The organism is Citrobacter sp. XY323 (genome assembly GCF_025106035.1).
GTDB lineage: Bacteria > Pseudomonadota > Gammaproteobacteria > Enterobacterales > Enterobacteriaceae > Citrobacter > Citrobacter braakii.
Genome location: NZ_JANYUK010000012.1, coordinates 25,532 through 51,630 on the forward strand (window position 1 = coordinate 25,532; position 26,099 = coordinate 51,630).

The 26,099-nt window shown below is 52.7% G+C and carries 24 protein-coding genes; 17 read left to right on the forward strand and 7 right to left on the reverse strand.

Going from position 1 to position 26,099, the window contains the following annotated elements; genetic code table 11:
- The first annotated feature begins 45 nt into the window (after positions 1 to 45).
- The 6 genes from mreC to tldD all read left to right on the forward strand — a co-directional run bounded on the left by mreC (position 46) and on the right by tldD (position 9,125).
- A complete protein-coding gene (gene mreC, locus N0B36_RS16090; RefSeq protein ID WP_047499766.1) occupies positions 46 to 1,068 on the forward strand; it encodes a rod shape-determining protein MreC in 1,023 nt (340 codons plus the stop codon).
- Entirely contained in the window at positions 1,069 to 1,557 is a 489-nt protein-coding gene (gene mreD / locus N0B36_RS16095) for a rod shape-determining protein MreD (RefSeq protein WP_047499764.1), read from the forward strand.
- Positions 1,558 to 1,564: 7 nt separating this feature from the next.
- The gene (locus N0B36_RS16100) at positions 1,565 to 2,158 is read left to right on the forward strand and encodes a nucleoside triphosphate pyrophosphatase (RefSeq protein WP_016157589.1); all 594 of its coding nucleotides are present in this window, start codon (positions 1,565 to 1,567) and stop codon (positions 2,156 to 2,158) included.
- The gene (gene rng, locus N0B36_RS16105) at positions 2,148 to 3,617 is read left to right on the forward strand and encodes a ribonuclease G (protein WP_003828822.1); all 1,470 of its coding nucleotides are present in this window, start codon (positions 2,148 to 2,150) and stop codon (positions 3,615 to 3,617) included. Before N0B36_RS16100 ends, rng begins: the two co-directional genes overlap by 11 nt.
- A gap of 114 nt (positions 3,618 to 3,731) precedes the next feature.
- Positions 3,732 to 7,532: an AsmA2 domain-containing protein YhdP gene (yhdP, locus tag N0B36_RS16110; protein WP_259688631.1), complete on the forward strand. Its 3,801-nt coding sequence runs from the start codon at positions 3,732 to 3,734 to the stop codon at positions 7,530 to 7,532.
- Between the two features lie 147 nt (positions 7,533 to 7,679).
- The gene (tldD, locus tag N0B36_RS16115; RefSeq protein ID WP_016154713.1) at positions 7,680 to 9,125 is read left to right on the forward strand and encodes a metalloprotease TldD; all 1,446 of its coding nucleotides are present in this window, start codon (positions 7,680 to 7,682) and stop codon (positions 9,123 to 9,125) included.
- A gap of 94 nt (positions 9,126 to 9,219) precedes the next feature.
- On the opposite strand, the gene aaeR is transcribed toward tldD, so the two are convergent.
- Positions 9,220 to 10,149: an HTH-type transcriptional activator AaeR gene (gene aaeR / locus N0B36_RS16120; protein WP_016157586.1), complete on the reverse strand. Its 930-nt coding sequence runs from the start codon at positions 10,147 to 10,149 to the stop codon at positions 9,220 to 9,222.
- Positions 10,150 to 10,333: 184 nt separating this feature from the next.
- Here aaeR and aaeX point away from each other — a divergent pair, with 184 nt between their 5' ends.
- From aaeX to N0B36_RS16140, 4 genes are all read left to right on the forward strand, one after another.
- Positions 10,334 to 10,537 carry a p-hydroxybenzoic acid efflux pump operon protein AaeX gene (gene aaeX, locus N0B36_RS16125; protein WP_003025177.1) on the forward strand — a complete coding sequence of 68 codons (204 nt, stop codon included), beginning with the start codon at positions 10,334 to 10,336 and terminating at the stop codon, positions 10,535 to 10,537.
- A 7-nt stretch (positions 10,538 to 10,544) separates the two neighbouring features.
- Entirely contained in the window at positions 10,545 to 11,477 is a 933-nt protein-coding gene (gene aaeA, locus N0B36_RS16130; protein ID WP_016154711.1) for a p-hydroxybenzoic acid efflux pump subunit AaeA, read from the forward strand.
- 5 nt (positions 11,478 to 11,482) lie between these two features.
- On the forward strand, positions 11,483 to 13,450 hold the full coding sequence (aaeB, locus tag N0B36_RS16135; RefSeq protein WP_259688632.1) for a p-hydroxybenzoic acid efflux pump subunit AaeB: 1,968 nt from the start codon (positions 11,483 to 11,485) through the stop codon (positions 13,448 to 13,450).
- Between the two features lie 119 nt (positions 13,451 to 13,569).
- A complete protein-coding gene (locus N0B36_RS16140; RefSeq protein ID WP_016154709.1) occupies positions 13,570 to 13,848 on the forward strand; it encodes a barnase inhibitor in 279 nt (92 codons plus the stop codon).
- A gap of 56 nt (positions 13,849 to 13,904) precedes the next feature.
- On the opposite strand, the gene yhcN is transcribed toward N0B36_RS16140, so the two are convergent.
- Entirely contained in the window at positions 13,905 to 14,171 is a 267-nt protein-coding gene (gene yhcN, locus N0B36_RS16145; RefSeq protein ID WP_003025165.1) for a peroxide/acid stress response protein YhcN, read from the reverse strand.
- A 376-nt stretch (positions 14,172 to 14,547) separates the two neighbouring features.
- Positions 14,548 to 15,018, reverse strand: a complete 471-nt coding sequence (gene argR / locus N0B36_RS16150; protein ID WP_003025162.1) for a transcriptional regulator ArgR — start codon at positions 15,016 to 15,018, stop codon at positions 14,548 to 14,550.
- Between the two features lie 436 nt (positions 15,019 to 15,454).
- On the opposite strand from argR, the gene mdh reads away from it, so the two are divergent.
- Positions 15,455 to 16,390, forward strand: a complete 936-nt coding sequence (mdh, locus tag N0B36_RS16155; protein WP_259688633.1) for a malate dehydrogenase — start codon at positions 15,455 to 15,457, stop codon at positions 16,388 to 16,390.
- Positions 16,391 to 16,510: 120 nt separating this feature from the next.
- On the opposite strand, the gene degS is transcribed toward mdh, so the two are convergent.
- From degS to zapG, 3 genes are all read right to left on the reverse strand, one after another.
- The gene (gene degS / locus N0B36_RS16160; protein WP_003025154.1) at positions 16,511 to 17,578 is read right to left on the reverse strand and encodes an outer membrane-stress sensor serine endopeptidase DegS; all 1,068 of its coding nucleotides are present in this window, start codon (positions 17,576 to 17,578) and stop codon (positions 16,511 to 16,513) included.
- 89 nt (positions 17,579 to 17,667) lie between these two features.
- Entirely contained in the window at positions 17,668 to 19,035 is a 1,368-nt protein-coding gene (degQ, locus tag N0B36_RS16165) for a serine endoprotease DegQ (RefSeq protein WP_016154708.1), read from the reverse strand.
- A 168-nt stretch (positions 19,036 to 19,203) separates the two neighbouring features.
- Entirely contained in the window at positions 19,204 to 19,602 is a 399-nt protein-coding gene (zapG, locus tag N0B36_RS16170) for a Z-ring associated protein ZapG (RefSeq protein ID WP_003025147.1), read from the reverse strand.
- A gap of 192 nt (positions 19,603 to 19,794) precedes the next feature.
- Here zapG and zapE point away from each other — a divergent pair, with 192 nt between their 5' ends.
- The 5 genes from zapE to sspB all read left to right on the forward strand — a co-directional run bounded on the left by zapE (position 19,795) and on the right by sspB (position 23,441).
- The gene (gene zapE / locus N0B36_RS16175; protein WP_259688634.1) at positions 19,795 to 20,922 is read left to right on the forward strand and encodes a cell division protein ZapE; all 1,128 of its coding nucleotides are present in this window, start codon (positions 19,795 to 19,797) and stop codon (positions 20,920 to 20,922) included.
- A 218-nt stretch (positions 20,923 to 21,140) separates the two neighbouring features.
- On the forward strand, positions 21,141 to 21,569 hold the full coding sequence (rplM, locus tag N0B36_RS16180; RefSeq protein ID WP_003025141.1) for a 50S ribosomal protein L13: 429 nt from the start codon (positions 21,141 to 21,143) through the stop codon (positions 21,567 to 21,569).
- 15 nt (positions 21,570 to 21,584) lie between these two features.
- On the forward strand, positions 21,585 to 21,977 hold the full coding sequence (rpsI, locus tag N0B36_RS16185; protein WP_003025138.1) for a 30S ribosomal protein S9: 393 nt from the start codon (positions 21,585 to 21,587) through the stop codon (positions 21,975 to 21,977).
- 316 nt (positions 21,978 to 22,293) lie between these two features.
- A complete protein-coding gene (gene sspA, locus N0B36_RS16190; RefSeq protein ID WP_003025132.1) occupies positions 22,294 to 22,932 on the forward strand; it encodes a stringent starvation protein SspA in 639 nt (212 codons plus the stop codon).
- A gap of 5 nt (positions 22,933 to 22,937) precedes the next feature.
- A complete protein-coding gene (sspB, locus tag N0B36_RS16195) occupies positions 22,938 to 23,441 on the forward strand; it encodes a ClpXP protease specificity-enhancing factor (protein ID WP_016154706.1) in 504 nt (167 codons plus the stop codon).
- 43 nt (positions 23,442 to 23,484) lie between these two features.
- On the opposite strand, the gene dcuC is transcribed toward sspB, so the two are convergent.
- Positions 23,485 to 24,852, reverse strand: a complete 1,368-nt coding sequence (gene dcuC, locus N0B36_RS16200; protein ID WP_153689973.1) for an anaerobic C4-dicarboxylate transporter DcuC — start codon at positions 24,850 to 24,852, stop codon at positions 23,485 to 23,487.
- A gap of 359 nt (positions 24,853 to 25,211) precedes the next feature.
- Here dcuC and nanR point away from each other — a divergent pair, with 359 nt between their 5' ends.
- Complete coding sequence (gene nanR, locus N0B36_RS16205) at positions 25,212 to 26,003, forward strand: transcriptional regulator NanR (protein WP_016154704.1); 792 nt, start codon at positions 25,212 to 25,214, stop codon at positions 26,001 to 26,003.
- The last annotated feature ends 96 nt before the right edge of the window (positions 26,004 to 26,099 follow it).

Genomic DNA, 26,099 nt, shown 5'->3' on the forward strand with positions numbered 1-26,099 from the left:
CCCGCGGGTTGCCCTTCCGCTCTGATACGAGAATACGCATAGACTATGAAGCCAATTTTTAGCCGTGGCCCGTCGCTACAGATTCGCCTTATTCTGGCGGTGCTGGTGGCGCTCGGCGTTATTATTGCCGACAGCCGCCTGGGTACGTTTAGTCAAATCCGAACGTACATGGATACCGCCGTCAGTCCTTTCTACTTTATCTCAAATGGTCCTCGTGAATTACTCGACGGCGTTTCGCAAACGCTGGCTTCGCGTGACCAACTCGAACTTGAAAATCGGGCGTTGCGTCAGGAACTGCTGCTGAAAAACAGCGAGCTGCTGATGCTGGGGCAATATAAACAGGAGAACGCGCGTTTGCGTGAGCTGCTGGGATCGCCGCTGCGTCAGGACGAACAAAAGATGGTGACGCAGGTCATCTCGACGGTTAATGACCCTTACAGCGATCAGGTGGTGATCGACAAAGGGAGCGTTAACGGGGTCTACGAAGGTCAGCCGGTTATTAGCGACAAAGGCGTTGTGGGTCAGGTCGTAGCGGTGGCTAAACTGACCAGCCGCGTGCTGCTGATTTGCGATGCGACGCATGCTCTGCCCATTCAGGTACTGCGTAACGATATCCGCGTGATCGCTGCCGGTAACGGCTGCACCGACGATCTTCAGCTCGAACACCTGCCGGCCAACACCGACATTCGCGTTGGCGATGTGCTGGTTACCTCGGGTCTGGGGGGACGTTTCCCTGAAGGCTATCCGGTTGGTGTTGTTTCTTCCGTTAAGCTGGACACTCAGCGCGCTTATACCGTGATTCAGGCACGCCCGACCGCAGGTCTGCAGCGTCTGCGTTATCTGCTGCTGTTGTGGGGCGCCGATCGTAACGGCGCAAATCCGATGACGCCAGAGGAAGTGCACCGCGTTGCCAATGAACGTCTGATGCAAATGATGCCGCAAGTTCTGCCTGCACCAGATGCCATGGGGCCGCCTGCGCCAGTGCCAGCTCCCGCAACAGGCGTGACTCCAGCGCCTGCGGACACCACGCCGCCACAACCTGCTCCGCGTAAGCCGGGAGGACAGTAAGTGGCAAGCTATCGTAGCCAGGGACGTTGGGTGATTTGGCTCTCGTTCCTTATTGCACTGTTGCTGCAAATCATGCCCTGGCCGGACGATATTCTGGTTTTCCGGCCAAACTGGGTACTGCTCATCTTGTTGTACTGGATCCTGGCGCTGCCGCATCGCGTAAATGTGGGCACGGGGTTTGTGGTGGGTGCCATACTGGATCTCATCAGCGGCTCCACGCTTGGCGTGCGCGCATTGTCGATGAGTATCATTGCTTATCTGGTCGCGCTGAAATTCCAGCTATTCCGTAACCTCGCGCTCTGGCAACAGGCGCTGGTGGTCATGTTGTTATCACTGGTCGTGGATATTATTGTTTTCTGGGCCGAGTTTTTAGTGATCAATGTCTCTTTCAGACCCGAAGTGTTCTGGAGTAGTGTAGTGAATGGTGTGCTTTGGCCATGGCTATTCTTACTGATGCGTAAAGTCCGTCAGCAGTTTGCGGTGCAATAAGGTTGATATGAATACTCTGTATCTTGCTTCAGGTTCTCCACGTCGTCAGGAGCTGCTCGCTCAGCTTGGTGTTACCTTTGAACGGCTGGTGCCTGGGATTGAAGAACAGCGACACCCGCAGGAGAGCGCACAGCAGTATGTTTCGCGTCTGGCACGCGAAAAAGCGCAGGCTGGCGTGGCGCTGGCGCAGCGTGATTTGCCTGTATTGGGTGCAGATACCATTGTTATCCTTAATGGCGAAGTGCTGGAAAAACCACACGACGCCGCCCATGCCGCAGTAATGCTGCGCAAACTGTCGGGCAAAACGCATCAGGTCATGACCGCCGTGGCATTGGCCGACCGCCGGCACAGTCTGGACTGTCTGGTGGTGACGGAAGTGACGTTCAGAGCACTAACCGATGAGGACATCGCGGGCTATGTTGCCAGCGGTGAACCAATGGATAAAGCAGGTGCATACGGTATTCAAGGGTTGGGTGGCTGTTTTGTCAGGAAGATCAATGGCAGCTATCACGCCGTAGTCGGCTTACCGCTGGTAGAAACGTATGAGTTGCTGACCAATTTTAACGCACTGCGTGAGAAAAGGGATAAACATGACGGCTGAATTGTTGGTAAACGTAACGCCATCGGAAACTCGGGTGGCTTACATTGATGGCGGTATTCTGCAGGAAATTCATATTGAACGTGAGGCGCGACGCGGAATCGTAGGCAATATCTACAAAGGTCGTGTAAGTCGTGTACTTCCGGGTATGCAGGCGGCTTTTGTAGATATTGGACTGGATAAAGCCGCATTTCTTCACGCTTCAGACATCATGCCGCACACCGAATGCGTGGCGGGTGAAGAACAAAAACAGTTCACCGTGCGCGACATTTCTGAACTGGTTCGCCAGGGCCAGGATCTGATGGTGCAGGTGGTAAAAGATCCGTTGGGTACGAAGGGCGCACGCCTGACGACGGACATCACGCTTCCTTCCCGTTACCTCGTCTTTATGCCGGGTGCTTCGCACGTTGGCGTTTCCCAACGTATCGAAAGCGAAACCGAACGCGAACGCCTGAAAAAAGTGGTGGCGGATTACTGCGATGAACAGGGCGGATTCATCATTCGCACAGCGGCGGAAGGCGTCTGCGAGGAGGATCTGGCCTCGGATGCTGCCTACCTGAAGCGCGTCTGGACTAAAGTCATGGAGCGTAAAAAACGCCCGCAAACGCGCTACCAGATGTACGGTGAACTGGCGCTGGCGCAGCGCGTGTTGCGTGATTTTGCTGATGCCCAGCTTGACCGGATCCGCGTTGACTCTCGTCTGACTTATGAAGCGTTGCTGGAGTTCACAGCGGAATATATCCCCGAAATGACCAGCAAGCTGGAACATTACAGCGGGCGCCAGCCCATTTTTGATCTCTTTGACGTTGAGAATGAAATCCAGCGCGCGCTGGAACGCAAGGTTGAACTGAAATCCGGCGGCTATCTGATCATCGATCAAACTGAAGCAATGACCACCGTCGATATCAATACCGGAGCGTTTGTTGGGCATCGTAATCTCGACGACACTATCTTTAATACTAATATTGAAGCAACGCAGGCCATTGCTCGTCAGCTGCGTCTGCGTAACCTCGGCGGCATTATCATTATCGATTTTATCGACATGAATAATGAAGACCACCGTCGACGGGTACTGCACTCTCTGGAACAGGCGCTGAGCAAGGATCGCGTAAAAACCAGCATCAACGGTTTTTCACAGTTGGGCCTGGTGGAGATGACGCGCAAACGCACGCGTGAAAGCGTGGAGCATGTGTTGTGCAACGAGTGTCCGACCTGTCATGGGCGCGGTACGGTGAAAACCGTGGAAACTGTATGCTATGAAATCATGCGCGAAATCGTGCGGGTACACCATGCATATGACTCCGATCGTTTCCTGGTTTATGCATCTCCGGCAGTGGCTGAAACCCTGAAGGGTGAAGAGTCACATGCGTTGGCAGAAGTGGAAATCTTTGTCGGCAAACAGGTTAAAGTACAAGTCGAACCGCTGTATAACCAGGAGCAGTTCGACGTTGTCATGATGTAATCTGGCCTGGTAAACGCCCAATGGCGATACCTTGCAGGCCGGAGAAGGCGTTCACGCCGCCATCCGGCAAGACGGTTTTGTGAGTCACATTTTTTGGTAGACAAGGAGAGGCGCGTGAGGCGATTGCCGGGGATATTACTGCTCACTGGAGCCGCATTCGTTGTCATCGCAGCGCTGCTGGTCAGTGGGCTGCGCCTTGCGCTGCCTCATCTTGATAGCTGGCGTCCGGCCATCCTTGGCAAGATTGAATCCGCCACCGGTCTGCCCGTCTCCGCCAGCCAACTTTCCGCTAGCTGGCAAAATTTCGGCCCTACTCTTGAAGCGCGTGATATCCATGCGCAGCTTAAAGATGGCGGTGAATTTTCGGTAAAGCGCGTTACATTAGCGCTGGATGTCTGGCAAAGCTTGCTGCACATGCGCTGGCAGTTTCGCGATCTCACCTTCTGGCAGTTGCAGCTGCGTACCAACACCCCCATCCAGCGCAGCGAAAGCGGTGATGGAATTGAAGCCGGCCACCTGAGCGATCTCTTCCTGCGTCAGTTTGATCATTTCGATCTACGCGACAGCCAGATTAGCTTTTTAACCCTCTCAGGCCAGCGTGCAGAACTGGCGATCCCACAGCTTACCTGGCTTAACGGTAAAAACCGACATCGCGCTGAAGGCCAGGTCAGTCTCTCCAGTTTGACTGGGCAGCACGGTGTTATGCAGGTGCGAATGGATCTGCGTGATGACAACGGGCTGTTGAATAACGGTCGGGTCTGGTTGCAGGCCGACGATATTGACGTCAAGCCGTGGCTGGGTAAATGGATGCAGGATAATGTCGCGTTGCAAACCGCGCGTTTTAGCCTGGAAGCATGGATGACGATCAGAAAAGGTGTCGTTTCCGGCGGCGATGTCTGGCTGAAAAAAGGTGGGGCAAGTTGGCTGGGAGAGAGTCGTACGCACACGCTCTCCGTCGATAACCTGACGGCGCACATCAGCCGCGAGCAGTCGGGCTGGCAATTCTCCATTCCCGATACCCGTATCACGATGGATGATAAACCCTGGCCAAGCGGGGCGTTAGCGCTGGCCTGGATCCCTGAACAGGAAGTCGGCGGCGAGAATAACAAACGCAGCGACGAGCTACGCATCCGCGCCAGCAATCTGGAGCTGGCCGGGTTAGAAGGGCTGCGTCCGATGGCGGCCAAGTTATCGCCTGCGCTGGGTGATATCTGGCGGGCCACGCAGCCGAGCGGCAAAATAGATGTGCTGGCGCTGGATATCCCGTTACAGGCAACAGAAAAAACCCGCTTCCAGTCCTCGTGGACCAATCTGGCCTGGAAACAGTGGAAGCTGCTGCCAGGGGCAGAGCATTTCTCCGGTACGCTTGCGGGCAGCGTTGAAAACGGGGCGCTCACTGCTTCCATGAAGCAAGCTAAAATGCCGTATGAAACCGTCTTTCGCGCACCGCTGGAGATAGAGGACGGCGTAGCGACGCTAAGCTGGCTGAAGAATGATAAAGGTTTCCAGTTAGATGGGCGCAACATTGATGTTAAAGCGAAAGCGGTACGCGCACGCGGTGGTTTTCGCTATCTGCAACCCGCCAATGATGAGCCATGGTTGGGCATTCTGGCAGGTATCAGCACCGACGATGGCTCTCAGGCCTGGCGTTACTTCCCGGAAAACCTGATGGGCAAAGAGCTGGTTGATTACCTCAGCGGCGCTATTCAGGGCGGCGAAGCGGATAACGCCACGTTGGTGTATGGCGGCGACCCGCATCTGTTCCCGTATCTACACAATGAAGGGCAGTTCCAGGTACTGGTGCCGCTTCGCAATGCGAAGTTTGCTTTCCAGCCCGACTGGCCCGCGCTGACTGACCTTAATATTGAACTGAACTTCATTAACGACGGTCTGTGGATGAAGACCGATAGCGTTAATCTGGGCGGTGTGAAGGCCAGTAATCTGACGGCTAACATCCCCGACTATGCAAAAGAAAAACTGCTGATTGATGCCGACATCAACGGGCCGGGCAAGGCGGTCGGACCTTATTTTGATAAGACGCCATTGAAGGATTCACTCGGCGCTACGCTTGAGCAGTTGCAGATTGACGGCGATGTGAATGCTCGCTTACATCTTGATATTCCGTTAGACGGCTCGCTGGTTACCGCCAAAGGTGACGTCAACCTGCGTAATAACAGCCTGTTTATTAAACCGCTCGACAGCACGCTGAAGAATTTGAATGGTAAATTCAGCTTTATCAACGGTGATCTGAAGAGTGAGCCGATGACCGCGAACTGGTTTAATCAGCCGCTGAACGTCGACTTTTCCACGACCGAAGGGGCGAAAGCCTATCAGGTAGCCGTGAATCTGCAAGGTGACTGGCAGCCAAGCCGCATGGGGATTTTACCGGCGCAGGTCAACGACGCGTTGAACGGCAGCATAGCGTGGAATGGCAAGGTAGGAATCGATCTTCCGTATCATGCTGGGCCGACCTACAACGTTGAGTTAAAGGGCGACCTCAAGAATGTAAGTAGTCACTTACCTTCTCCGCTGAATAAGGCGGCCGGTGAGGCGTTGCCGGTGAACGTTAAGGCCAACGGCAATCTGCGCAGCTTTGATCTGACCGGCAACGCTGGCAGCAAGAATCATTTTAATAGCCGCTGGCTGCTGAATCAGAAACTGACGCTTGACCGCGCAATCTGGGCGTCGGAAAGCCGCACCGTGCCAGCGTTACCCGATCAACAAGGCATAGAGCTTAATCTTCCCCCTATGGATGGCGCGCAATGGCTGGCGTTATTCCAGAAAGGCGCTGTGGATAACGTGGGCAGCAACGCTAACTTCCCGCAGCGCATCACGGTGCGTACGCCATCGTTATCCCTGGGCGGTCAACAGTGGAATAATTTGAGTATCGTTTCTGAGCCTGCGAGCAATGGCTCCACCGTGCAGGCGCAGGGCCGTGAAATTAACGCCACGCTGGCTATGCGCAATAATGCGCCGTGGCTGGCCAATATTAAGTATCTTTATTACAACCCAAGCGCGGCAAAACCGTCACAAAATAGTACGCCAGCCTCGCCGTTCTCAGCCATCGACAACGTCAGCTTCCGTGGCTGGCCGGACCTTCAGCTGCGCTGTGCCGAGTGCTGGATGTGGGGACAGAAATACGGGCGCATTGACGCCGATGTAGCGATTAAAGGCGACACGCTCACCTTGAGTAACGGTCTGTTGGATACGGGTTTTGCCAGACTGACCACCGACGGCGTGTGGGTGAATGCGCCGGGCAAGGAGCGAACGTCGCTGAAGGGTAAACTGAGCGGCAATAAAATTGACTCCGCAGCCGGTTTCTTTGGCGTATCAACGCCGATTCGCAATTCTTCATTCAACGTGGAGTATGATCTGCATTGGCGTAATCCGCCGTGGGATCCTGATGTAGCCTCGCTGAATGGTATTTTGCGTACCCGGCTGGGCAAAGGCGAACTTACCGAACTCAGTACCGGACATGCGGGGCAACTGTTACGTCTGCTAAGCTTCGATGCGTTACTGCGTAAACTGCGCTTTGATTTTAGCGACACCTTCAGCGAAGGCTTCTATTTCGACTCGATTCGCAGCACGGCGTGGATCAAAGATGGCGTGATGCATACCGACGACACGCTGGTGGACGGTCTGGAAGCCGACATTGCGATGAAAGGTTCAGTGAACCTGGTACGCCGGGATCTGGACATGGAAGCCATCGTCGCACCAGAAATTTCTGCCACCGTAGGGGTTGCCGCCGCGTTTGCCGTCAACCCGATTGTTGGTGCGGCGGTGTTTGCCGCCAGTAAGGTGCTGGGGCCGCTGTGGAGCAAAGTCTCAATTCTGCGCTATCGCATCACCGGTCCGGTCGATAAGCCGCAAATTAACGAAGTTCTGCGTCAGCCGCGCAAAGAAAGCCAGCAATGATTTGACGGGGGCGAGTAATTGCCCCAATCTCAGTACATAGTATTGCCGGATGGCGCAGCGCTTATCCGGCCTACAGCAGCCTAACAACGTAGGCCGGATAAGGCGTTTTTTCCGCTATCCGGCAGAATTAAATGAGTAATCAAAACGATGAGTCTGAACCTGGTAAGTGAACAATTGCTAGCGGCAAATGGCCTGAAACATCAGGATCTGTTTGCCATCCTGGGCCAACTGGCCGAACGCCGTCTTGATTACGGCGATCTCTATTTTCAGTCGAGCTATCACGAATCCTGGGTTTTAGAAGACCGCATCATTAAAGATGGTTCTTACAATATCGATCAGGGCGTTGGCGTGCGCGCCATCAGCGGCGAGAAAACAGGGTTTGCCTATGCAGACCAGATTAGCCTGTTGGCGCTGGAACAAAGCGCTCATGCCGCGCGTACTATCGTGCGTGACAACGGTGACGGCAAAGTAAAAACGCTGGGGGCCGTGGAGCATCAGGCGCTTTACACCTCGGTTGATCCGTTGCAGAGCATGAGCCGTGAAGAAAAACTCGATATCCTGCGGCGCGTAGACAACGTGGCCCGTGCCGCCGACAAACGCGTCCAGGAAGTGACCGCCAGCCTGACCGGTGTTTATGAACTGATCCTGGTGGCCGCGACTGACGGTACGCTGGCCGCTGACGTCCGCCCGCTGGTACGTTTGTCCGTAAGCGTACAGGTCGAAGAGGACGGTAAGCGTGAGCGCGGCGCCAGCGGTGGCGGCGGTCGTTTTGGCTATGACTATTTCCTTGGCGACCTTGATGGTGAAGTCCGTGCCGACGCGTGGGCGAAAGAGGCCGTACGCATGGCGTTAGTCAATCTGTCCGCGGTAGCAGCGCCTGCTGGTACGCTGCCGGTGGTACTCGGCGCTGGCTGGCCTGGTGTTCTGCTGCATGAAGCGGTCGGTCATGGTCTGGAAGGTGATTTTAACCGCCGTGGCACCTCGGTATTCAGCGGTCACATGGGTGAACTGGTGGCGTCAGAACTGTGTACCGTTGTGGATGATGGCACAATGGCGGACCGTCGTGGTTCCGTGGCTATCGATGACGAAGGGACACCGGGTCAGTACAACGTGCTGATCGAAAACGGCATTCTGAAAGGCTACATGCAGGACAAACTGAATGCGCGCCTGATGGGCGTAGCGCCAACGGGTAACGGTCGCCGTGAATCTTACGCGCACCTGCCGATGCCGCGTATGACCAACACCTATATGCTGCCGGGGAAATCCACGCCGCAGGAAATCATCGAATCCGTTGAATACGGTATTTATGCGCCTAACTTTGGCGGCGGTCAGGTGGATATCACCTCCGGGAAATTTGTATTCTCGACGTCCGAAGCGTATCTGATTGAAAACGGTAAAGTGACCAAACCGGTGAAAGGCGCAACGCTGATTGGCTCCGGTATCGAAGCGATGCAGCAGATTTCGATGGTGGGTAACGACCTGAAACTGGATAACGGGGTTGGCGTTTGCGGCAAAGAAGGACAGAGCTTGCCGGTGGGCGTGGGCCAGCCGACGCTGAAGGTGGATAACTTGACCGTAGGTGGTACCGCGTAACGACCCGGTCGCCGGATAGCACTCAGCGTATCCGGCCTGGAATGTGCATTGGCACTGAGTGTAGGCCCGGTAAGCAAAGCGCTACCGGGCTTTTTTATTTCTCTTTGCCCCGGCCGTACATCCCCTGAAACAGCTGCGCCACATCGACAAAATAATCCGTCAGATAGTTAATCACCACCTGGACCTTGAGCGGTAGTTTGTCTTTTTCGGTATACAGCGCATAGACCGGACGTGGATCCGACTGGTAGCGGGGCAGCAGGATCTCCACTTCACCACGATTGATCTCATTGATCACCCACATCAGCGGCACATAGGCAATGCCCGCGCCTGCGGCCAGCCAGCGCACCAGCGTCATCGGATCGTTAGTCACGAAGCGCCCCTCCGGGATCAGGCGGGTAGAGATCCCCTCCGGAGCGATAAGTTCGAATTCATTATCCGGGCGCACGCTGTATTCCAGCCACGAGTGGTTGCTGAGATCGGCGGGTTTTTCCGGCACGCCAAACTGCGCGAGATAGCTTTTAGCGGCGCAGACCACCATCGGCATGGTTCCCAGGCGACGTGAAAACAGGCTGGAGTCCTGCAACGCGCCGACGCGAATAACCACGTCCAGACCGTCGGCGATTAAATCCGGTGCCGGGATGCCTGTTACCAGATTTACCGTCAATCCTGGATACTCTTTCAGCATCGTTGCGGTCAACCCGGCGAGGACATTTTGTGCCATGGTTGAAGAACAGCCAATGCGCAAGGTGCCGATGGGCGTGTTGTTAAAGGCATAAAGCTGTTCGTGAACATCCTGTGCTTCGTGCAGCATCCGGCGGCAACCCTGATAATAAATTTTACCGGCTTCGGTTAGCCCAATGCTGCGTGTGCTGCGGTTTAGCAGCTTGACCTGTAGCTCATCTTCCAGTTTAGAGACCGTCTGGCTTATCGATGAAACGCTCATTTGTAGCTGTCTTGCGGCGGCGGTGAAGGAGCCCAGTTCGACAACTTTGGCAAACACCGACATACGTTTTAATCGTTCCATTGTTCACTCTGACTTAAAAGTGATTTAGATCACATAATATAGATAACAGCATAACAGTTACGTTAATATATTATTATTCAAATAACAGCTATGTCGCTCTCGCCTGGCTCATCCTTGCCCTTCTCTGCGGTGACATACGCTAGAAAATCTATCACCTGCACTCTCTTAAGCTACCAAGGTCAACATGAGTCTGTTTCCCGTTATCGTGGTGTTTGGTCTGTCCTTCCCACCGATTTTTTTCGAATTACTTTTGTCACTGGCGATTTTCTGGCTGGTGCGCCGGGTACTGGTTCCAACTGGCATCTATGATTTTGTCTGGCACCCGGCTCTGTTTAACACCGCGCTGTATTGCTGCCTGTTCTATTTAATAACGCGCCTGTTCGTTTGAGGTTGAAGTGAAAACACTAACAAGAAAACTCTCCCGTACGGCCACGACTCTCGTACTGGTCATTCTGGCCTTCATCGCCATTTTCCGCGCATGGGTGTTCTACACCGAGTCGCCGTGGACGCGTGATGCACGCTTCAGCGCCGATGTTGTGGCAATAGCCCCGGATGTCGCCGGGCTTATCACTAACGTCAACGTTCATGATAATCAACTGGTGAAGAAAGACCAGGTTCTGTTTACCATCGATCAGCCGCGCTATAAAAAAGCGCTCGAAGAAGCGGAAGCAGACGTCGCCTACTATCAGGTGTTATCACAGGAAAAACGCCAGGAGGCCAGCCGTCGTAACCGGCTGGGCGTGCAGGCTATGTCTCGTGAAGAGATCGACCAGTCAAACAATGTCCTGCAAACCGTATTACACCAGCTTGCGAAAGCGCAGGCGACCCGCGACCTGGCGAAATTAGATCTGGAACGTACCGTCATTCGCGCGCCAGCAGATGGCTGGGTGACTAACCTGAACGTCTACAGCGGCGAATTTATTACTCGCGGCTCTACGGCGGTGGCATTGGTCAAACAGCATTCTTTTTATGTGCTGGCCTATATGGAAGAAACCAAGCTGGAAGGCGTCCGCCCTGGGTATCGCGCAGAGATCACCCCGCTGGGCAGTAATCATGTGCTGAAGGGCACCGTTGATAGCGTGGCGGCTGGTGTAACGAATGCCAGCAGCACGCGGGACGCAAAGGGTATGGCGACCATTGATTCCAATCTTGAATGGGTGCGTCTGGCGCAGCGTGTACCGGTGCGAATTCGTCTTGATGAGCAGCAGGGAACCCTGTGGCCTGCGGGGACTACGGCTACCGTCGTCATTACCGGCAAGCAGGATCGCGATGCAAGCCGGGAATCCTTCTTCCGTAAAATGGCGCACCGCCTGCGCGAGTTTGGCTAATCGTGATGGGCATTTTCTCTATTGCCAACCAGCATATCCGCTTTGCGGTAAAACTGGCGTGCGCGATTGTACTGGCGCTGTTCGTTGGCTTTCACTTCCAACTTGAGACCCCGCGCTGGGCAGTGCTGACCGCCGCCATTGTGGCGGCTGGCCCGGCCTTTGCCGCTGGCGGAGAGCCCTATTCTGGTGCTATACGCTATCGCGGCATGCTGCGTATTGTTGGGACATTTATCGGCTGTATTGCTGCACTGATCATTATCATCAGCATGATCCGCGCCCCGTTATTGATGATCCTGGTGTGTTGTATCTGGGCCGGTTTTTGTACCTGGATCTCGTCGCTTGTGAAGATCGAAAACTCCTATGCCTGGGGACTTTCGGGCTATACGGCGCTGATCATCGTCATTACCATCCAGGCTGAACCGCTGCTGACGCCGCAATTTGCGCTCGAACGCTGTAGTGAAATAGTGATGGGGATTGTCTGTGCTATTGTGGCCGATCTGCTCTTTTCGCCCCGTTCGGTGAAACAGGAGATTGATGTCGAACTGGATAGCCTGCTGGTGGCGCAGTATCAGCTTATGCAGCTGTGCATTAAGCATGGTGACAGTGAAGAAGTGGACAAAGCCTGGGGCGATTTAGTCCGGCGTACGGCGGCGCTGGAAGGCATGCGAAGTAACCTGAATATGGAGTCCTCACGTTGGGGGCGGGCTAACCGCAGGCTCAAAGCATTGAACACGCTGTCACTCACGCTCATCACGCAGTCCTGCGAAACCTATCTTATTCAGAACACTCGACCCGAACTGATCACTGATACCTTCCGCGAGTTGTTCAATATGCCGGTTGAAACGGTGCAGGATGTTCATAAACAGTTGAAGCGGATGCGGCGGGTGATTGTCTGGACCGGCGAACGCGAAACGCCGATCACGATATATAGTTGGGCAGGCGCCGCTACGCGCTACCTGTTGCTCAAACGCGGTGTACTGAGTAATACCAAAATTAGCGCCACGGAAGAAGAGATCCTGCAAGGTGAGCCAGTGGTGAAGGTGGAGTCTGCCGAGCGCCATCATGCGATGGTCAACTTCTGGCGCACCACGCTTTCTTGTGTGCTGGGAACTTTATTCTGGCTGTGGACCGGATGGACCTCCGGCAGCGGCGCAATGGTGATGATTGCGGTTGTCACTTCGCTGGCAATGCGTTTGCCCAACCCGCGCATGGTGGCGATAGACTTTATTTACGGTACGTTGGCGGCGTTACCGCTCGGGGCGCTCTATTTCCTGGTGATTATCCCCAATACGCAACAAAGCATGTTGTTACTGTGCATGAGCCTGGCGGTGCTGGGGTTCTTTCTGGGTATAGAGGTACAGAAACGACGGCTGGGATCAATGGGGGCGCTGGCCAGCACTATTAATATCATCGTGCTGGATAACCCGATGACCTTCCACTTTAGCCAGTTCCTTGACAGTGCGCTGGGGCAGATTGTTGGCTGCGTGCTGGCATTTATCGTCATTCTGTTGGTGCGCGATAACTCTCGTGACAGAACGGGTCGCGTGTTGCTCAACCAGTTTGTTTCGGCGGCGGTTTCAGCGATGACCACCAACGTGGTACGTCGTAAAGAAAACCATCTCCCGGCGCTTTATCAGCAGCTGTTTTTGCTGATGAACAAATTTCCCGGCGACCTGGCGAAGTTTCGCCTGGCGCTGACGATGATCATTGCGCATCAGCGCCTGCGCGATGCGCCGATACCGGTAAACGAGGATCTATCCACGTTCCATCGCCAGCTTCGTCGCACTGCGGATCACGTGATTTCCGCAGGAAACGACGACAAGCGCCGACGCTACTTTAGCCAGCTGCTGGAAGAGCTTGAGATTTATCAGGAGAAATTAATCATCTGGCAAGCGCCACCGCAGGTGACCGAGCCGGTAAAACGACTTAGCGGGATGCTGCACAAATACCAGCATGCGCTGACCAGTAATTAAGAGTTGGAAACCGACGCTAAAGGTGTCGGTTTTTTTATGGCTATACTTACCTGAAAATGCAGGAGGTTCCTGCATATTGATGGTCTGTAGAGTGACTGGCGTCGGGATGGTGGCTATAGATGAACATCTATACATTTGATTTTGACGAGATAGAAGACCAGGGGGATTTCTACCGTGAGTTTACGCGCGCGTTCGGTCTCGCCCGGGAAAAGGTGGTTGATTTAGATTCTCTGTGGGAGGTGGTTATCGGGGACGTTTTACCGCTGCCGCTGGAGATTGAATTTGTTCATTTGCCGGACAAGCTACGCAGGCGATACGGCGCGCTGATTTTACTGTTCGATGAAGCGGAAGAAGAGCTGGAAGGACAGCTGCGCTTTAACGTTCGTCACTCAATGTAAGGCATAAAAAAGCCCCCGGCAGGCGGGGGCAAGTCGTCGGACTAGACGACGAGGGTTTATTTGTAGAGTTCTGCAGTCGCGTGCCAGTGAGCGCCTTCACGGAGTTCAGTGACGCGATAGCTGCTGGCACCCGCTTTTTCAGCTTTAGCGGCGATGGCCTGACGCATGTCCATTGGTGAGCTACCGATCTGAGATACGGAGATGCTGCCCATGGATTGCAGGTTCTGTGCTTCTTGTGAGTTCACCTGAGTCACTGCGGCGCTTGCACCGAAAGAGAGAACAGAAAGAAGGCTTAAGGTTGCAATAGTTGTTTTGATTTTCATGATATTTACCTCGTCGAATTCTTTTATTGGGGTCTGCGTTTCGTGACCCTCATCACAAAATCAAGTATACACTAATCACTCGATAAATTAATACCACGCTAATTGTTTCTATGGGGATTAAGTATTAAGAAAAATATTTTTTATAACCAAACAGAATTAAAAATAGGGTTTTAAACATCAATTTTATAATAAATTCAATTAAATCATTGAGATATGAATTTTTGCAAAATGTGCGTTTTTAACTCTTCATATTCGCTATGTGAATGACTTTTGACGGTTAAACGCACCATTTGTTAAATCAATGACAGTGGATAATAGAGGGAGGAGGGTGGATACAGAGGTTTTTCCCCCGCCGCGAGGCGACGGGGAGGAAGTATTACAGCTCTTGTTCAAACAGTTCCAGAATGGCTTCGTACAAATCTTTTACCGTAAAACCCTTAGCTGGGGTGGTGAAGATGGTATCGTCACCGGCAATTGTACCCAGAATACCTTCCGCTTTACCTAATGAGTCCAGCAGACGTGCAATCAACTGAGCAGCACCAGGGCTGGTATGAATAACCACAACTGCATCGTTGTAATCGATATCCAATACCAGATTTTTCAGTGGACTGGATGTTGTAGGTACCCCTAACTCTGCCGGCAGGCAGTACACCATTTCCATTTTCGCATTGCGGGTACGCACGGCGCCGAACTTGGTCAGCATGCGAGAAACCTTGGACTGATTGATATTATCAAAGCCCTGATCCTGCAACGCGAGGACGATTTCGCCCTGAGAGCTGAACTTTTCTTCTTTAAGTAGCGCTTTAAACGCCTTTACTAATTCTTCTTGTTTTGCCGAGCTTCGCATAAGTCACCCGTAATATGGCGGTAGAAACAACATTATTGTGCATACAGATGAATTTTTATGCAAACAGTCTGCCTTGTTCAAGGCTGAAATAATGTTATGAAAGAGCGGAATTTTATCAAATTTCGTTATCAAGAAACATGCCTGTGTCACGGCTCGCAAATAAGGTTAAAAGTAAATTAAATGTTATCAAATTGATGTTGTTTTGAGAGGTGGGTAGGGTATATTGTCAGCACCTGTTGGAAAGTTGCTCTACTGTGCGGGTGGTTTTGAATTACGTAACTTAGGTTTTATTTTACGTAAGTTAAATGCATAAAAGCCAAATTTGCGTGACTACGCATTCTTGACGCGTGGTTGTTGTATTCGTTGGATTTGTGAATTAAGGTCGCCGCCGCGGAGCAATAGACACTTTGCTTATCAATATAATAAGGAGTTTAGGATGAAAGTTGCAGTCCTCGGCGCTGCTGGTGGTATCGGTCAGGCGCTAGCATTACTGTTAAAAACCCAACTGCCTTCAGGTTCAGAACTCTCCCTGTACGACATCGCTCCAGTAACGCCTGGCGTGGCCGTTGATTTGAGCCATATCCCTACTGCTGTGAAAATCAAAGGCTTCAGCGGCGAAGACGCTACCCCTGCACTGGAAGGTGCTGATGTGGTACTGATCTCTGCGGGTGTCGCACGTAAACCGGGTATGGATCGTTCCGACCTGTTCAACGTTAACGCCGGTATCGTGAAGAACCTGGTGCAGCAGGTTGCTAAAACCTGCCCGAAAGCATGTATCGGTATCATCACCAACCCGGTGAACACGACCGTTGCTATCGCTGCAGAAGTGCTGAAAAAAGCAGGCGTATACGATAAGAACAAACTGTTTGGCGTGACCACGCTGGACATCATCCGCTCCAACACCTTTGTTGCGGAACTGAAAGGCAAGCAGCCTGGTGACGTTGAAGTCCCGGTTATTGGCGGCCACTCTGGCGTGACCATTCTCCCGCTGCTGTCACAAATCCCTGGCGTGAGCTTCAGTGAGCAAGAAGCGGCTGACCTGACCAAACGTATCCAGAATGCGGGTACTGAAGTTGTGGAAGCTAAAGCCGGTGGCGGATCTGCAACCCTGTCTATGGGTCAGGCTGCAGCACGTTTCGGCCTGTCACTGGTTCGCGCGCTGAGCGGCGAAAAAGGCGTGGTTGAATGTGCTTACGTTGAAGGCGACGGCCAGTATGCTCGCTTCTTCTCTCAGCCGCTGCTGTTGGGTAAAAACGGCGTAGAAGAACGCCAGTCTATCGGCAAGCTGAGCGCATTTGAGCAGAGCTCGCTGGAAGGTATGCTGGATACGCTGAAGAAAGATATCACCCTGGGTGAAGAGTTCGTTAAATAACGCCTTTATGTAGGCAGGATGGCGGTGTTTAACGCTTTATCCGTCCTACAAATATCGCGAATTTGACGCATAAAAAAACCGGAGCTATCTCCGGTTTTTTTACATCATTTCGTTTGTGATTTAGTTTGTAGCCGGGTATTCCTGAATCGTTACCTGCAGCGTCAACTGCTTGTCATCACGCATCACGACAACAGAGATAACAGAACCTGGGCGAATCTCTGCCACCTGGTCCATGGTCTCCAGCGCAGATACCGCCGGTTTGTTATTGACCGAAATAATCAGATCGTTAACCTGAATTCCTGCCTGCGCAGCCGGACCGTCTGGAGCCACTTCGTTAACCACAATCCCCTGAATTTGATCCATCCCGCCGCCCTGGGCGTGCAGTGGCGCAATTTCGCGACCGCTGATGCCGATGTAGCCACGAATCACGCGCCCGTCACGAATCAGCTTATCCATGATTTTGGTTGCCAACTGAAACGGAATAGCAAAGCCGATCCCTTCCGGGGTTTCGCCATCGTTGCTCTTATCAAATGACAGCGTGTTAATACCCATTAACTCGCCCAGCGAGTTGACCAGCGCGCCGCCGGAGTTGCCGTGGTTGATGGAGGCATCCGTTTGCAGGAAGTTTTGCCGTCCAGTCGGGTTCAGGCCAATACGACCGGTGGCGCTGATAATCCCCTGAGTGATGGTTTGCCCAAGGTTGTACGGGTTACCAATGGCGAGGACGACATCGCCGATGTGCGGCACGCGTTTGTTATTAATTGGAATTGTCGGCAGTCCGCCAGTCGCGTTGATTTTCAGCACCGCAAGATCGGTTAATGTATCAGAACCCACTAGCAGCGCTTCGAATACACGCCCATCCTGCAACGCGACGATGATTTGGTCGGCATCATTAATGACGTGCTTATTGGTAATGATATAGCCGCGCTGATCCATGATAACGCCTGAGCCGAGTGTGCGGATCTCAAGCTGGTTATGCGCTGTGCTGTTCATACTACGGTTATAAACGTTAACGACGGCAGGCGCTGCACGGCGAACCGCCGGGTTATAGCTGGCGGGCGTTTCATCTGCACTGTCGAACTGTGGCGCGGTAAGCGTATTTATTTTTCGCAGAGAGGGCATCGCGGCCAGCAGAATAGCGCCGACGATTAAACCAATCGCGACCGAACGTAAAAGCTTCACAAACATGATGGCGGCGTCATTAATAAAGGGAACGGCAGCAGCATATCACGAGTTTACCGGACATCACACGGGGGGCTGATGTCCGGTTGCATGCGTTAACGCAGGAGCAGGTAAATACTCTCGTTACCGCGCACTACCTGCAGAGCAATGATCGACGGTTTCGTTTCCAGCACTTTACGCATTTCGGCGATCGAGTTTACACGATCGCGGTTAACGCCAATGATAACGTCATCTTTATGCAGACCGGCCTGCGCGGCTGGGCTACTTTTTTCAACGTTATCAATTTTGATGCCTTTGGTGCCGTCTTTAAGCTGACCGTCACTGAGCGTAGCCCCTTGCAACGCAGGAGCAATCATCTCCGCGCTGGCGGACGATGATGTACTGGTATCCAGGGTTACTTCAACCTCCAGCGGTTTACCGTTACGCAGCAGGCCCAGTTTGACTTTGGTCCCTGGTTCGGTTGTCGCTATGCGTGAACGCAGTTCGGCGAAGCTGTTGAGCGGTTTGCCGTTGAGGCTGGTAATGACGTCACCAGACTTCACACCTGCTTTTGCGGAGCCAGAGTTAGGCAGAACCTCGCTGACAAACGCGCCGCGCTGCACGTCCAGTTTGAACGCTTTGGCGATATCGGCGGTCATTTCGGTGCCTTTAATTCCCAGCAGACCACGTTTGATTTCACCAAACTGCATCAGTTGCTGCGCCAGCGTGCGTGCCATATTGCTCGGGATCGCAAAACCAATACCGATGCTACCGCCGCCGGGGGCCAGAATCGCGGTGTTAATGCCAATCAGCTCACCATTGAGGTTTAGCAACGCGCCGCCGGAGTTACCCCGGTTGATGGAGGCGTCGGTCTGAATAAAGTTTTCCAGACCTTCCAGGTTCAACCCGCTGCGACCCAAAGCCGATACGATGCCGGAGGTGGCCGTTTGCCCCAAACCAAACGGGTTACCCACGGCCACCGCGAAATCACCGACGCGGAGTTTGTCGGAGTCGGCAATGGCAATTTGCGTCAGGTTGCTGGGGTGTTGAATTTGCAGCAGAGCGATATCGCTCTGGTCGTCGCTGCCGATAAGCTTAGCGTCGAACTCACGGCCATCGTTAAGCTGGACGCTGATTTTTTGCGCCTGGTTGATGACGTGATTATTGGTCAGGACGTAGCCTTTGGCGGCATCAATGATGACCCCGGAACCCAGCCCTTCAAAAGGTTGTGCAGGTTGATCGGGAAGTTCATCACCAAAAAACTTTTTGAACTCTTCCGGGACTTTCTGCCCCTGAGCGGCGGTGCCTTCGACCCTTACGCTCACCACGGCAGGTAACACTTTCTCCAGCATCGGGGCGAGGCTGGGGAGCGCAGCCTGACCGGGAACCTGGCCGGGAATCGACGCTGCGGCTGGGAATGGCGCCGAGAGAGTTAACCCGACACTTAACGCTAATGCACTCAACAGCTGGGTGTGTTTTTTCATGGATCCTGCTCTCGTACCTTGAGTAAACGGAAGATGATTCAAAACAGTTTGATGTTATTGAATTTTCGGTTTGGTCACAATGAGGCTAACGACTAAATAATAGCTGGGACAGGAAGAGAAGCGGAGGGCGCAATTGCTGCGCCCAATAAATTTCTTAACGATGTGCAGTTAGTCGCGCTTTGCGCCACTACGCAGCAGGCCAGATGCGCCTTCAGAATAGTCACGCGGCATCTGAACCGGCGCCTGATCGTTACCCGCTTCGGACTCTGCCAGACGATTACGGAACGGATTATTTTCCGGTGACATACCCGGCAGCAGGTTGCTGGAGCTTTTCGCCATATGCTGGTAGATCTGACGATAATCGTCCGCCATGTTATCCAGCAGTTCAGCGCTGCGGGCAAAGTGGCTCACCAGCTCTTCGCGGTACTCTTCCAGCTCAGCTTTATTTTTTTCCAGTTCGTACTGCAATGCCTGCTGTTGGCGTAATTTACGATTACCAAAACGCATGGCTACAGCACCAATAATGATACCGACGACTAACCCAATTAGCGCATATTCCCAGGTCATGAACATCTCCCGTTGTCTTGTGTTTCCGTAGGGTGTTGGCTTTAGGCTCCATGCCTGCGCCTGATTATGCCACTATAACCGCTAATCCCGTAGAAGTGGAATCCCGTGTTTATATCACGTAATGTAGAACGGCCTTTTTTTCGTCAACCGTGAGCGACGGCACATCGATTCTCAAGGAATAACAATAACATCATGCAAAGCCTTTCCCCGACATCGCGTTACCAGCAAGCCCTCAAAGACGGCAGTCATCAGCCCGACAACGTACAACAAGAAGCAGTGAATCGACTGGAAACAATTTTCCAGGCGCTTTCGACGCCAGCACGTCCTGCGCCGCAGGAGAGCGGACTGATGGCGCGTTTTGGCAAATTGCTGGGAAAGCGTGAGTCACCGACCAACGCGCCAGTGCGTGGTCTGTATATGTGGGGCGGAGTCGGGCGAGGAAAAACGTGGCTGATGGATCTGTTCTTCCATAGCCTGCCGGGCGGGCGTAAACAGCGTTTGCACTTTCACCGTTTTATGCTGCGCGTCCATGAAGAGCTTACGGCCCTGCAGGGGCATAGCGATCCGCTGGAAATCATTGCCGACCGCTTTAAGGCTGAAACGGACGTGCTGTGCTTTGACGAATTTTTTGTTTCTGACATCACCGACGCCATGCTGCTCGGCGGTCTGATGAAGGCGCTGTTTGCCCGTGGTATTACGCTGGTGGCAACCTCCAATATTCCGCCTGATGAGCTGTATCGCAACGGTTTGCAACGCACGCGTTTTCTTCCTGCCATTGATGCCATCAAACAGCATTGTGACATCATGAATGTCGATGCTGGCGTCGATTATCGTCTGCGCACCTTAACGCAGGCGCATTTGTGGTTGTCGCCACTGAATGAGGAAACCCGCCAGCAGATGGACAAGCTCTGGCTGGCATTAGCGGGAACGAAAAGTGAACATGCGCCGACGTTGGAGATCAATCATCGTCCGATGCAGACGCTGGCCGTCGAAAACCAAACGCTGGCGGTGTCGTTCACCACGCTCTGTGTCGATGCGCGTAGTCAGCATGACTACATTGCGCTATCGCGTCTGTTTCATACGGTGCTGTTGTCTGATGTGCCGGTCATGACGACGCTGATGGAGAGCGAAGCGCGGCGTTTTATCGCACTGGTGGATGAGTTCTACGAACGCCACGTTAAGCTGGTGGTCAGTGCGGCCTCACCACTTTATGAAATTTATCAGGGCGAGCGTCTGAAGTTTGAATTTCAGCGTTGTTTGTCGCGTTTGCAGGAGATGCAAAGCGAAGAGTATCTGAAGCGGGAACATTTAGCCGGTTAAACCTGCTGCAAATCACATAAAGGGGTCGATCTTTGACCCTGACTTCTCTATAATCTTGCGACCCCACGTTACGAGAGAGTTTTTTTCCCAAAACTTTCTATGCGCCGGCATAGGCTATTCGAAGGGGTAGGTTTGCTGGACAATGTCGTGTGAACCTCAACTGACAAAACGTTTGGGTGTTCACCAACGTGTAACTTATTTATTTGGGTAAGCTTTTAATGAAAACTTTTACAGCTAAACCAGAAACCGTAAAACGCGACTGGTATGTTGTTGACGCGACCGGTAAAACTCTGGGCCGTCTGGCTTCCGAACTGGCTCTGCGCCTGCGCGGTAAGCACAAAGCGGAATATACTCCGCACGTAGATACCGGTGATTACATCATCGTTCTGAACGCTGACAAAGTTGCTGTAACTGGCAACAAGCGTACTGACAAAGTGTACTATCACCACACCGGTCACATCGGCGGTATCAAACAAGCGACCTTTGAAGAGATGATTGCTCGCCGTCCTGAGCGTGTGCTTGAAATCGCGGTTAAAGGCATGCTGCCAAAAGGCCCGCTGGGTCGTGCTATGTTCCGTAAACTGAAAGTTTACGCTGGCAACGAGCACAACCACGCGGCACAGCAACCGCAAGTTCTTGACATCTAATCGGGATTATAGGCAATGGCTGAAAATCAATACTACGGCACTGGTCGCCGCAAAAGTTCCGCAGCTCGCGTTTTCATCAAACCGGGCAGTGGTAAAATCGTAATCAACCAACGTTCTCTGGAACAGTACTTCGGTCGTGAAACTGCCCGCATGGTAGTTCGTCAGCCGCTGGAACTGGTCGACATGGTTGAGAAACTGGATCTGTACATCACTGTTAAAGGTGGTGGTATCTCTGGTCAGGCTGGTGCGATCCGTCACGGTATCACCCGCGCTCTGATGGAGTACGACGAATCCCTGCGTGGCGAACTGCGTAAAGCTGGCTTCGTTACCCGTGATGCTCGTCAGGTTGAACGTAAGAAAGTCGGTCTGCGTAAAGCACGTCGTCGTCCTCAGTTCTCCAAACGTTAATTGTACTCTGCTTCGGCAGACGACAATTTGCGAAAAAACCCGCTTCGGCGGGTTTTTTTATCGTTACTGCTCTCCGTATAACCACGGTAATCCGCTGATTGCCACCTCTTTTTCCCCATTTCAAGAATCGACTCACCACAAAGGTCACAAAATCTGGTAAACTATCATCCAATTTTCTGCCCAAATGTCCGGTATCGTTCATTTTTTGTTTGTATTTTGAACAGTAATGGCTTTCCCGAATATGGGTGACATCACTTCTGGCTGGCCACTTAGTGGCTGGTAGCAGTAAAAATTCTGAATATACCTGGAGGTTTTCATGGCTGTCGCTGCCAACAAACGTTCGGTAATGACGCTGTTTTCTGGTCCTACTGACATCTATAGCCATCAGGTCCGCATTGTGCTGGCTGAGAAAGGTGTTAGTTTCGAGATTGAGCATGTGGAGAAGGACAATCCACCGCAGGATCTGATCGACCTCAACCCGAATCAGAGCGTACCGACACTGGTGGATCGTGAGCTGACCCTGTGGGAATCTCGCATCATTATGGAATACCTGGATGAGCGCTTCCCGCATCCGCCGCTGATGCCGGTTTACCCGGTTGCGCGTGGTGAAAGCCGCCTGTACATGCAGCGTATTGAAAAAGACTGGTACACGCTGATGAACGTCATCGTGAACGGTTCTGCTTCTGAAGCCGAAGTCGCGCGTAAGCGTCTGCGCGAAGAACTGCTGGCAATTGCACCAGTATTTGGCCAGAAACCTTACTTCCTGAGCGATGAGTTCAGCCTGGTAGACTGCTACCTGGCGCCGCTGCTGTGGCGTTTACCGCAGCTGGGCATTGAATTCAACGGTGCAGGTTCGAAAGAACTGAAAGGGTACATGACTCGCGTCTTTGAACGTGATTCTTTCCTGGCTTCTCTGACTGAGCCTGAACGTGAAATGCGTCTGGGCCGGGGTTAACCTGTATGGATTTGCCACAGCTAACACCACGCCGTCCGTATCTGCTGCGCGCATTCTATGAGTGGTTGTTAGACAACCAGCTTACGCCGCACCTGGTGGTGGATGTGACGCTTCAGGACGTGCAGGTTCCTATGGAATATGCGCGTGATGGGCAAATTGTTCTGAATATCGCACCGCGTGCGGTGGGTAACCTGGAACTGGCTAACGATGAAGTGCGCTTTAACGCGCGCTTCGGTGGTGTGCCGCGTCAGGTTTCTGTACCGCTGGCGGCAGTTCTGGCAATTTATGCTCGTGAAAATGGCGCCGGTACTATGTTCGAGCCGGAAGCCGCCTACGACGAAGATGTCGCCAGCTTAAATGATGACGACAACGACGCACCTGGTTTTGAGAGTGAAACGGTCATGTCGGTCATTGATGGCGATAAGCCTGACAATGGCGACGACAACGATCCGGATGACACTCCGCCGCCGCCACGCGGTGGGCGTCCAGCGCTACGCGTAGTGAAATAAAAAACAGGCCCTTTGGGGCCTGTTCTGTTTTCTGCCTTCGGGATCAGTAAAACAGCGTGATGGTGGCTATCATATTGACCACAAATCCCACCGCCATCGGAATGGCCGTACGTTTTACCACCTCAAAGGGCGATACGCCCGCAATACCTGATGTCACCACAATGACCGCTGTAATGGGGGATACCGCCCGGGCCAGCGTAGTAGCAAAATGCATCGGCATAATCATCACTACCGCAGGAATATGTAGTCCGGCGGCAATATCTGGAATCAGGCTGGCAAAAGACATAAACGGGGCGTTACCTGACCCCATGACAATCGCACAGGCGGCAATGACCACGGCCATGATGATCATCACGCCGATACCGCCAAGGCCGGAATGCTCTGCACCTTTTATTACGGCGTCGACAGTCCCGATAGTCGTCAACCCTTTCGCAAAGATCTCACCGGCGACCACCAGCGTGACAACGTTGGCAAACTGGGTTCCCATGCCGTCAAAGAAGGCCTGCACGTCATCCATCGTTTCGCGCAGATTATGTTTATGCAGGAACTCGACAAACATCGTCAGCGTCATGCTCATCAGCATGACCACCACCAGATTCAGCTCTGTTTTCATTAACCCCATATGTGCCAGGGCAAGCGAGCCCAACATCAGAAGCAACGGCATGACGGGTAGAATGGCGTAATAGAGAGGTGGCACGTTTTCCAGCGTCTTTTGTTCAGCGAATCCGTAGCTTTCCGGGAATGCTTTTTTATCAAACTGCCGCTGAACGAAAAAATGTGCAATAGCGACGGCGACGATAACACACGATGCGACGGGTAACTGATAGTGAAAGAAGTAGGTAGCGATTTTCATGCCCGCCACCTGCGCGGCAAAAATAGAGTTGGTTTCCAGAATGCCCCATTCAATTGACATTGAAGTGGCAATGACCGCCACCGCGGATAAACGGCTCACGCCAAGACTGACCAGCGTCGGGAACAGCGTCACCATCAGCAGCATGCCTAACCCGGAAGCGCTGGTGATGAACTGCGCCATGATCTGACCAATCACATAGGTGGCGGCAAGAACAACATAGGGTGAGCGGATTAGCTTAAGCGGGCGGCTTAACAGGCTAACCATCGCTCTGCTGGCCCCCATCCTGTCCATATAACGGGCATAACCACCTACTGCCATGATTGATAACCCTAGTCCGGCCGCCCGATTGGAAAGCATACGCAGAATTTCGTTGTAAATATCGACCAGTAGATAGCCGCTGCTCTTGTCGTTAGCGACCAGCGCGCCGTAGCCTAGCCAGACGCCGCAGATCATCAGGAAGATCCCCGCGGCTGCCAGCACTACCTGCGGTTTGTAGTTTTTGAGGATCAGGTAACCCATCGTTAATAAAACGATGACAGAGATAATGATGCCGAACATTGTTTCACTCCATGCCAGAGAAGAAGATAAATCCGGTAATAACGCTGTTGTCCAAACGGATGTTATATTTTTTCGGGCGATTTTTATGGAGTGAATATCTTATTTTTAATTCGATGTTTAAATTATTTATCGTTATAAAATAGATGGTTATGATAATTTATCACGTTCATATTCATAAATTTCACGAAGCGAATATGATTGTTTTCAATTAAAGATAAGCTGAATGTTTTAGCGTAACAAAATATCCGGATGCGTTAGACCACCAATAAGCCCGACAGTCTGATTGACCATCATTTCACCCTGCTTTCGATCCTGTGTTAGGATAAACCCGCTGTTATTTGTCACCACGACTTAGCTGAATGGGCCCTATGAACGCATTTGATTCGCAAGCTGAAGACTCTCCATCCACCATTGGCCGTAGCTTACGCAACCGCCCGCTGGCGCGTAAAAAGCTGTCTGAAATGGTTGAAGAAGAACTGGAGCAGATGATTCGTCGTCGGGAATTTGGCGAGGGCGAACAGTTGCCGTCTGAGCGGGAGCTGATGGCCTTCTTTAACGTGGGCCGTCCTTCTGTACGAGAAGCGCTGGCAGCGTTAAAACGCAAAGGTCTGGTGCAAATCAACAATGGCGAGCGCGCCCGCGTTTCGCGTCCTTCAGCTGATACCATTATCAGCGAGCTGTCCGGTATGGCGAAAGATTTCCTCGCGCATCCCGGCGGCATTGCCCACTTCGAACAGTTGCGACTGTTCTTTGAATCCAGCCTGGTACGATACGCCGCAGAACATGCGACGGATGAGCAAATCGACAGACTGGCGAAAGCACTGGAGATCAACAGCCAGTCGCTCGATGACAATACGCTGTTCATTCGCTCGGACGTTGATTTTCACCGCATACTGGCGGAGATCCCGGGCAATCCCATCTTTATGGCTATCCATGTTGCGCTGTTAGACTGGCTGATTGCCGCCCGTCCGACCGTAGCCGACCAAGAGTTGTATGAGCACAATAACGTGAGTTATCAGCAGCATATCGCTATTGTCGACGCGATTCGTCAGCGCGACCCTGAGGAAGCTGACCGCGCACTGCAAGAACATCTCAACAGCGTTTCCGCTACCTGGCACGCCTTCAGCAAAAGTAAAAAATTGCGTAAGTAATCGCGATCCTGACGATCGTTTAGTGAGGCAGATCGCACTATAAGCGTTCTGTATTGTATTGCTGCTTATTTGATCTGGTATAACAGGTATAAAGGT

What these genes read in the sequence shown, in the direction of transcription:
- mreC (WP_047499766.1), top strand. Translation starts at nt 46, where the DNA reads ATGAAGCCAATTTTTAGCCGTGGCCCGTCGCTACAGATTCGCCTTATT.
- N0B36_RS16100 (WP_016157589.1), top strand. Translation starts at nt 1,565, where the DNA reads ATGAATACTCTGTATCTTGCTTCAGGTTCTCCACGTCGTCAGGAGCTG.
- rng (WP_003828822.1), top strand. Translation starts at nt 2,148, where the DNA reads ATGACGGCTGAATTGTTGGTAAACGTAACGCCATCGGAAACTCGGGTG.
- tldD (WP_016154713.1), top strand. Translation starts at nt 7,680, where the DNA reads ATGAGTCTGAACCTGGTAAGTGAACAATTGCTAGCGGCAAATGGCCTG.
- aaeR (WP_016157586.1), bottom strand. Translation starts at nt 10,149, where the DNA reads ATGGAACGATTAAAACGTATGTCGGTGTTTGCCAAAGTTGTCGAACTG.
- aaeX (WP_003025177.1), top strand. Translation starts at nt 10,334, where the DNA reads ATGAGTCTGTTTCCCGTTATCGTGGTGTTTGGTCTGTCCTTCCCACCG.
- aaeB (WP_259688632.1), top strand. Translation starts at nt 11,483, where the DNA reads ATGGGCATTTTCTCTATTGCCAACCAGCATATCCGCTTTGCGGTAAAA.
- N0B36_RS16140 (WP_016154709.1), top strand. Translation starts at nt 13,570, where the DNA reads ATGAACATCTATACATTTGATTTTGACGAGATAGAAGACCAGGGGGAT.
- yhcN (WP_003025165.1), bottom strand. Translation starts at nt 14,171, where the DNA reads ATGAAAATCAAAACAACTATTGCAACCTTAAGCCTTCTTTCTGTTCTC.
- argR (WP_003025162.1), bottom strand. Translation starts at nt 15,018, where the DNA reads ATGCGAAGCTCGGCAAAACAAGAAGAATTAGTAAAGGCGTTTAAAGCG.
- mdh (WP_259688633.1), top strand. Translation starts at nt 15,455, where the DNA reads ATGAAAGTTGCAGTCCTCGGCGCTGCTGGTGGTATCGGTCAGGCGCTA.
- degS (WP_003025154.1), bottom strand. Translation starts at nt 17,578, where the DNA reads ATGTTTGTGAAGCTTTTACGTTCGGTCGCGATTGGTTTAATCGTCGGC.
- degQ (WP_016154708.1), bottom strand. Translation starts at nt 19,035, where the DNA reads ATGAAAAAACACACCCAGCTGTTGAGTGCATTAGCGTTAAGTGTCGGG.
- zapG (WP_003025147.1), bottom strand. Translation starts at nt 19,602, where the DNA reads ATGACCTGGGAATATGCGCTAATTGGGTTAGTCGTCGGTATCATTATT.
- zapE (WP_259688634.1), top strand. Translation starts at nt 19,795, where the DNA reads ATGCAAAGCCTTTCCCCGACATCGCGTTACCAGCAAGCCCTCAAAGAC.
- rplM (WP_003025141.1), top strand. Translation starts at nt 21,141, where the DNA reads ATGAAAACTTTTACAGCTAAACCAGAAACCGTAAAACGCGACTGGTAT.
- rpsI (WP_003025138.1), top strand. Translation starts at nt 21,585, where the DNA reads ATGGCTGAAAATCAATACTACGGCACTGGTCGCCGCAAAAGTTCCGCA.
- sspA (WP_003025132.1), top strand. Translation starts at nt 22,294, where the DNA reads ATGGCTGTCGCTGCCAACAAACGTTCGGTAATGACGCTGTTTTCTGGT.
- sspB (WP_016154706.1), top strand. Translation starts at nt 22,938, where the DNA reads ATGGATTTGCCACAGCTAACACCACGCCGTCCGTATCTGCTGCGCGCA.
- dcuC (WP_153689973.1), bottom strand. Translation starts at nt 24,852, where the DNA reads ATGTTCGGCATCATTATCTCTGTCATCGTTTTATTAACGATGGGTTAC.
- nanR (WP_016154704.1), top strand. Translation starts at nt 25,212, where the DNA reads ATGGGCCCTATGAACGCATTTGATTCGCAAGCTGAAGACTCTCCATCC.